This window comes from Flexithrix dorotheae DSM 6795, from assembly GCF_000379765.1.
In the GTDB taxonomy this organism is placed as follows: domain Bacteria; phylum Bacteroidota; class Bacteroidia; order Cytophagales; family Flammeovirgaceae; genus Flexithrix; species Flexithrix dorotheae.
This window is the reverse complement of sequence record NZ_KB903502.1, coordinates 1-9054: the sequence shown is the minus strand read 5'-3', so window position 1 is coordinate 9054 and position 9054 is coordinate 1. Positions and strand designations below refer to the sequence as shown.

Genomic DNA, 9054 nt, shown 5'->3' with positions numbered 1-9054 from the left:
CCATTTCTTACCAGACTCAGTAAACTCATTCCCATCAATATCATAATTCCGTATCGGATTGTTACCTGCATAGTGGTAAGGAGAATAAGAGACATATTTCTCAGACATTCCATCTACTCCATGCCATCTACCTAAAGCAGGATCGTAATTTCTCCAACCATAGTCATACCAGTTCAAATCGAAGTCTTCCTGTTTTTCTTTACCGTTGTACTGGAACTTATGATCCGGACTACCTTTTTTCTCTATGCCAGTGAGGTTCATACCGAAGGGATAGTAATGATTCTCCTGAGCAATTATAGGTTTTTTATTGGTAATTTTCAAATCGTCAAAGAAAACATCCATTTCAGACTCATTGGCCACGAAAACTTTTACGGTTCCTTTAAAGGCAATAGTTAGATTCGTACTCATTTGATACCAGTCATTTGTACCAGCAGGAAGAATCCATTGCGTGGAATCCTGTACTTCTTGTCCTTCTTCATCATACGCTACTATCCTGATATAAGCATTGGGTACAGTTTCGTGTGTATAATCTTTTGAAGTAATACTAAATGGAATAGTAGAAGTTCCTCCTCCTTCTCCCTGAATAATATTTTGAAGGATGGTTCCTACGGAAAAAGAATTTGTACTTTTTCCCTCTTCAAAATTATAGCGCGTAAATACTTCTGCAAGAATCTGATCTCCCTGCTCTACCTCAAACTCTTTTAATGGACCTACTACCTTTTGAATTCCTCCAGGAAGATTTGCATTTAAGTGAGCAGAAGCATCACCGGATTTGGCATCGTTTCCTGTTTCATTTTCTATATCCCTGGTTTCAGCAATATTTTGGAAGCCAGCCTCCTCTTCAGTACCCTTATCCGTATCCATACTAGCTTCAAAAATAAATTCTCCACCTTCTCTTAAAGACATTCTCAAATTGCCTAAATGATCCTTGTAATGGTATTCATAAGCAAACAAATAAGCATCCGGGTCATTTTGTGCTTCTGGAGACAATACCCTGCCTTCATCCATGTGGAAAAACTGCAGTTTGTTTGTCTCATAAACAAAACCTCCTATGTAATCGGTAATAGTATTTTCTTTTCCAGGTTCAATTACAGTTTTTCTCAGCTTTATCCCTGCAGCATTATATTGGTATTTAATCATTTTACCTCCACCAAAATCAATGGTTGCTGGCAGGTTAAGATGATTGTAGGTAATCTCACTGATCCCTTTATTGTCATCAGCAGTTAAATTACCATTTTCATCATATCTGTATTCTCCACTGGTGGCCAGGGACTTTTCTTTAAAACCATTGGCGATTCCCACACTTCCTACTCCATCACTTACTGCCGCCAGCTTGTTACCTAAATCATTTGCATTGTATTTATAGGTTAGTGCATCAATTTGTCCATATACCCTTTGTAATGGATCCTCATGATTAGTAATCAAACCTTCTCTGTTTAAGGTTAGGATATTACCATTTTCGTCATAAGAAATATCTACATTGAATTTTTCATTGGTATTACCTGAGCTATAAACCGCAGTCCGTAACCTACTCATTTTATCGTAAGTATAAGCATAACTCCTCTCTACCTGATCAGAAGCAGATTTCCAAAGAATCTCTCCAATATTTCCATTATACAAATCTTCTACCTCGTAGTTTAAAACCATTGCAAAGAGTTTATCCTCTCCATTTATACCGGTACCTACATTGCTCAAATCATTGATACTTTCTATCCATCCTCTAATATTATAGGCATAATCAATAGTTTGAAGATCTTCTCCCAGATTTTTAGAAATTAGTGCATTCAACTCATTATAGGTATTTTGAACTATTATCTCTTCCTCCTCCTGGTTATCGTTAATGATCTGATTGATAGAAGTTACCCTACCAGTGTGATCGTAAAAATATTTCTTCAGTATATTAGTCGCGGTTAAATCTCCTTTTGGATTCTCGTGTTGCATATAAGTTCTTGTTGGTCTGCCTACAAAATCAAACTGAGAGGTCATTACATCAATCCCTCCATTGTTATTTTCACCTTTTGTCTGAATTACCCTTCCCCTGTCATCGTAAAACATTACAGTAGTTAAAAATCTACCACCTCCGCCTAGTACTCTTACCTTACTGGCTGTCATTATACCTTTCACCTCATCAGTTGCAGAATGTTCCTGATCAAATACAGCTCCTACAGAAGTGTATTTTTCAAATTCTCCGGTAGGATTTCCATCTTTATCCAGATTATAGGTATCATAATAGCTTACTGTTAAGACCTCAAAATTATCACTAGGAAAGGTACTGTTATTATTCACTCCTAACCTCTCGGTTTTTCCCATCACCTCTTCTGTAAGAACAGCCTCAAAGGTTTCTGAAACAGGTGCTTTATAATTAAATCCTGGTAGTAACTTAATTTTGTCTGTGGCATTATAGGCCATTAAACCTTCAAAAGCATCTGATTCTATATTTTCATCCTCTCTGATGTCCTTGTTTATAGCCTCTGTACTTTCGGTCACATACAGGTTTGGATTTGCATTTTTTACTTCAGTTACCATTTCTGCTCTGGAAATCACTTTTCCGGGTGAATAAATACCTGTCATTACTGGTCTGCTAAATACATCATATTTAGTAAACAACCATTCCATATTTTCCCTTTGAACAGCATCCTGAGTCAGAATTACTCTATCTAATTTATCATAAATCATGTAAACGGGTCCAGCACCAGGCACCTGCTTTTCTACTACTCTGTTTCTATCATCATACAAGTAAGTAAAGCATAACTCCTTTCTAATATCCTCTGTGATAGTAGAATTATCCTTTAAAATATTAGCTGCTTTGGGAGGAATTACAAACCTCAGATTTCCAATATTATCATGGACATAATATGTTTCTGCCCATCCTTCATCAGAAGCTATCCTTTTGAGTACCATTTCTCCTTTTTTATTGGTAAACTCTTTCACCTCATTTCCTGCTTCATCTTTAGTTTCGTTCACCATTAGGGATCGATCTTCATATGCTCCACTCGCTGTTGGAACTACATCCCCCTCATTCACAAAGCGCCACAATACCACAGCATCACCTGTATTTGCTCTTTGGTTTACATTCACCACATGTTCTGTACCAGTTCCCAGGCTTCCTGCCCAGGCATCTCCTGGAGCAGCTTGCTTTTCTACTCTATTCAAAGGAGAATTTTCGAACTGAGTGATGGAATAAGCAAAACTTGTATTGGCTATCTGATCACCACCTGCCAGGTAAAATGCTTTTTGTTCCGGCTCAGCACATTGTTTAAATTCTCCATTAGTTCCTTTTGCATAAGGTAGGAATCCTTTAGTTTCTCTTCCCCTTTGATCATACTGGGTGAAAGTCACAAGGTCCTGAAGGGCAGGTGAAGCCTGCCAGTCTACCTGTTGTATCTGCCTGCCTAATCCATCAATATATTGCGTAGAAATAGCCACCTGACCAGCAGTAGCTGTACTCAAACTTACTGTCTCTGCCATAGAAGGAGTTTGAGCAACATAAGTTCTCACATAATTATGATCTACTGATTCATCAGCTACAGTTATAAACTTGGCATCTGTGTAACATGATGGATCAGCGTTTCTAAAAGACCTGACTTTATAATCTCCTATTGTAGTTACATTTAACACATTTCCAGTGCCTATTTCAGTATTATCTTTATACCATTTGTAATGGTATCCTTCTTCCTGATCTATTTTTAAATCAACTCCAGACCCTTCTGAGCATTGTAAATTAAAATATTCATCATTGTATATTTCAGCCTGGTGAATAATTATCTCTATCGGATCTGAAATTTCAGATTCACATCCATTATTGATAGCTGCTACAGTGTAAAGACCAGCATAACTGGCATTAAAATAATGATTACCTGCTGTCCATGGTAATGGAAATCCATTCTTATACCAAATATATTCATAATTGGGATTTTCAGGAACACTTAATTCAACCGAGCTTCCAAAGCATAAACTAATAGGGCCTGATTGATCAATCACAGGTTTGTCAGGTATCAAATCAATGGTTACCTGAGCGGGTTCGGTAAAATCAAAACAACCACTAGTGGAAGTTACTTTTCTTCTATAGAAAGTTTTATCCAGCATACTCTGATTAAAGGCTGGAAATTCATATTCCTCCTGGGTAGCTCCTGCAATGTCAACAAAATCAGCCGGATTATCAGTGGCAGCATGTTGCCATTGGTAAGTATAGGTATCAAATTGCCCTACTCCTTCTGGTTTGGATGCCAATAAGGTTGGTAAATCATCCTGGCATACTGAAATATCACCATTCACAATTTCACCAGCAGATTGGAAAAGCGTGACTTTTACATCAGGGTTTACAAATGGTTTTGAACATATATCTGTATTATTTAGCATCAGCATAACAGAATAAGTTCCGCCCTCTTCAAAAATATGGGATACCTGTTGTCCTGTTTTCTCTGAATTTTGTCCATCACTGATATCAAAATCCCAACCATAAGTATATCCTGCTACAGGATCATTTACTGTGAAAACAACTTCACCTGTATTGGTACAAGATTCCTGATAAGTAAAACTAAGCGAAGGTCCTTCTTCAACATCAAAGGTCTTACTAAATTTCTGATCACAATAATTGGTCTTTACCAAAACACTTACCTTATAACTATTATCTTCACTGGTGAAAGTTTTAGTATTATCTACTTTATCCCCTTCCTCTATTGCAAAGGTTCCATCTCCATCTATATCCCATATATAACCCTCTATTTCCCAGCCTTCAGGCAACGTCACATCATGAATATTTAGGTCAATTTTTTCTCCTAAACATATGCTTCCATCCCCATTGCTATCAGCAAACATGATATTACCTTCTATTTCAGGATATACGGTCAGAGTTGCAGGAGTAGCATCAATAGCAGTACAAGACTCTGAATATCCAGTTTCTGTACTTTCTATTTCGATTTCTAAACCAACATTAAATGCTCCTTCATTATCAAACCGATGGGTTACCATTGGCTCTGTTGAGGTTTGCTCAAAACTACCATTTCCATCAAAATCCCATCTATACTCTTTTACCACATATCCAGGAGGAATTGTAGAGTTTGTTGCTGTAAAGGAAGCTTCCTGATGGACACAAATATTTCCTAAATGTTCAATTTCAGGTATTGGTTTAGGATGAACTTTAATGGTTTTAACCTCAGATGTAGCAAAACAATTAACACCTGTAACACTTTCCTTATCATTCTCTATTCTAAGTGTGACATTATAGGTCTGTCCAATACCATTTGCTGTTGAAAAGGAATGAGTTGGGTTGGCACTGGTTGAAGTATTTCCATCTCCAAAATCCCAAAAATAAGATGAGATCGTGTTCCCCTGACCTGCACTGGAAAGGTTATTAAAAACTACTGTTTCATCAACGCAAACTTCAACTACTTCCTGTCCTGTCTGATTCTCCATTCTAAAATCAGATACTGGTGGGTTAAAAACCTGAATAGTCTTCTCATTAGAGTAAGCCGGTATTTCACAACCTTCAACACTTACCTTAACCCTAAATATTGTATTTACTGAAATATCCTCTGATATATTAGTGACATTTGCTGAGCCTGAAATATTATCCCATCCACTTCCATTCCATTTTTGCCAGGCTTCTATATCTCCCACCTGGCCTGTTAGGGTCAAATAAGCATCACCAGGTTCGCAAAGATTCACACCCTCTATTGTGCCACCTTTTGGGCTTTGTACCACTGTAACTTTAGCAGATTTTACTATTTCCTCACAAGTTCCATTTTGTACATAAATTTCAAAATCTGTGGTTTTAGTTATTTTTAGTCCTGCAGCACTACTTAAAATAGTTCCTGTGTATGCTAGTTCATTCCAACTCCCTCCTTCAGGTTTATACCTCCACTTTTGAACAGTTCCTGTTATTGCTCCATTGAGAACTAAATCTGGATAAACTCCATTAGGATCTGTCAGACAAACCTCTTTATTACTAAGAGTTCCGGTTACTACTGTAGGAAAAACTATAGTTACCTGTTTGGTTGAAGAGGTTACCTCGCAGCCTTGTTGATCTTTAATTTTCAACTCGACATTAAAATTTCCTTCATTTTGATACACATACCCATAAGTAGGGTTTGTACTAGTTTTTTCTGGTGTTCCATCACCAAAATCCCATATATACTCCACAATATCCCTTCCTTGTCCTCCTGCTGGTTGGGAAAGACTAGCATCAAAATTTACTAAACCCTTTGTCTGGCAGGTCATATTGGTAAAACTAAAATCAGCGGTAGGCGCATCGTTAATAATAATTTCACCTTCCATATCAATTCCACTACAACCATCTTCAACTTGTGCTTTTACAAAATAAGTACCTTTTGCTGTTTGATATCCCCAATTTCCAGTGGAAATAGGACTCCCTATCGCAGTTGTACCCCTATACAATTGATATTTTACTCCTGTTTCTGTTCCATCTAATTTTATTAGTTGACCTGCAGTAGTTGCACAAAAAGTTCCTGCATTTACCAGGTTCTTTACCGAGGGTTTCTTTTTTATACCAATAGAAGTTGACTTCGTATCAACACAATCAGTAGGAGAAGAATTAGCCAAACTCACCGTTAAAGATACATTTTTTGTTCCTTCTCCTGAGTTAAAAGTGTGGCTTGGGTTAGCAGTTGTATAAGTGGTGCCATCAATATTCCAATTATAACTAAACCCTGATCCTGTCACATTAGCAGAAAAGTTAATAGGAACTCCTGTACAGCCAAAATCCGGAGCAGTAATACTATTAATTTTAGGAGCATTGTAAATGGTTACATCATCTGTAAAAGTATCTTCCTGACCATATTCATTCCTTACCGTTAAGGTTACCGTATAAGTTCCTGTTGAACCATATACATGCCCCAGGTAATCCGTATCTTCTTCATCATTATAATCAGATGAATGGGTGGGTTCAAATTTCCATTTATAATCGATCGAGCTTCCTCCTGTTACACTTGCCCTGAAAAAAGTTTCCTGCCCTACACAAAAATTATGTGCAGTAAAACTCGCTGTCGGAGAAGGATATACTGTAACATCTTTGGTAATTGTACTAACACAACCATTTGAAGATGTTACTTTCAGGGTTACAGGAAAAGTCCCTTCAGTGTCAAATTGGTGCGTAGGATTGGAAGCTGTGGAAGTTGAATTGTCATCTCCAAAGGTCCATAAATAGGAGGCAACATTTCCTGTGGCGCTATGATTAAATTGAGTGTTTTTTCCTGTATAACCAGTGGGAGCAGTAAAGTTTGCTGTTGGTTTTGCATATATAGTAATCGCTTTTGTAATGGATTTTTTACACCCATTGGTATTGGTTACAGTCAATTTGACATTATATGTGCCTGAATTATCAAATACATGCGAAGGATTAGTGGCAGAAGAATTTGGTTTTCCATCATTAAATTCCCACAAATAAGAACTTATTGTTCCTCCATTTCCTGAAGATGAATTCGTAAACTGGATGGATTTATCCTCACAATCATTCGTGAAAGCGAAATTGGGGGTTGGTTTCTTTTTTATTGTTACATTTTTTATAATTTCATGTTTACAACCATTTTGGTTAGTTACTTCCAGTCTCACTGGAAAACTTCCTGTTCCATTAAAAGTAAAGGTAGGGTTTTGTTGGGTGGAAATATGCGCTCCTCCAAAATGCCATAAATAAGTAGACTGGTATTGATTCGTAGAAGTATTCGTAAATTGAACACTTTCTCCGTCACAGACATCTGTAAAAGTAAAATTGCTACTAGGTCCATTTCCAACTGTAATTGAAACTTCTTTTTGAACACTACTACAACCAGTTGAACTAGTGACAGTTAATCGTACTTTATAACTACCCGCTGAAGAATAGGTATGACTTGGGTTTTCAAGATTGGATTGGCCTCCATCTCCAAAAGTCCAGGAATAACTCAAAGTTCCAGAACCTGAAGACGAATTTGTAAAACTCGTAGCCACTCCAGAACAAATTGCACTACTTGCACTAAAGTCAGCTATAGGAGATTGATTTACCGTAAATGTTTTGGTCTTAGAATAAATGAAGCCACTTGAACCTTCTCTCACTTCTAGGGTAACTGTATAAGTATCTGGAGTATGGTAAGTAAACCCTTTATAAGAAGCATTTTGATGAAAGTCGTTATCTGAATCAAAGCTCCATCTAAACTCTAAATTATTAGGGTTAGAAGCTCCACTTACATTACCTCTGAAAAAGGTGGGTTTTCCCGTACATTTAAACTCGATATCAAAATCCACAGTTAATGCATATGCAGCTTCTGTTTTTTCATCCAAATTCAAAGAATCTGAATTAGCCCTTCCTTGAAAGGACATAAGAAGTAATATGATCGTCAACAACATGGCAGCTGAGTTCTCATACCACAAGGAATAGTTTGGAAGTTTAGTAATTTTTTGCATAATTTTTAATTGTAAGGTCAACCCTAATTTGTCCTGGAACTCACAGCGGTTTGCTCCATTTCATTTTCTGTATTATTTTTTGTTGCTCTTCTATAATTGCAGTCCAGCCCTGATCACCCAGGGACTGTTCCTTACCGGGTTGGGGCCCTGATAGGTCAGGTTCCGCAAAGCCGATATGTTAAATGATGATTTTAAACCTAAGGGGAAGTTCACCCCTCCTCCTGCCATCAATGCCGAATACCATTGCCGTTCAGAATTTTGAGCATTTTTTAACAATGGTGAAACTTCTTTTCCGTTCAGTGTTTCTGCTTCCACCTGGAAAAAGGGAAAGTGTTCCTTCGGCTTAAACCGGGTGAAAAACCTGCCTCCAAAAGTCGCTGAGTTCACATCCAGTTTTTTATCATCGTAATACTGAAATATTGGACCTGCACCTACTGACAGCTTCTCTTTGAAGGTGTGTGAAACTGCCGGACTTAAATCTACTCTGGTGATTTCTCCGATGTTCAGCCCCAGGTTCCCTTCCAGATCAAACAAATCTGCCATTTTAGATAACTTAGCTGCCTTAGGTGCTACTGTACCCGGTAAAGGTTTATCTTTAAAAGGGAGTTTAGCCTGCAGGCCTGTTCTAAATATCCATGGATTGTTTCTCACCGGGGTTAC

The 9054-nt window shown here is 37.6% G+C and carries 2 protein-coding genes; both read right to left on the bottom strand.

What is annotated here, in order from left to right:
- Positions 1-8394 (bottom strand): PKD domain-containing protein (locus tag A3EM_RS0137360; RefSeq protein WP_044240993.1); only part of this gene is annotated, 8394 nt, incomplete at its 3' end.
- 90 nt (positions 8395-8484) lie between these two features.
- On the bottom strand, positions 8485-9054 hold a 570-nt coding region (locus tag A3EM_RS0137355), incomplete at its 5' end, for a hypothetical protein (RefSeq protein ID WP_020533053.1).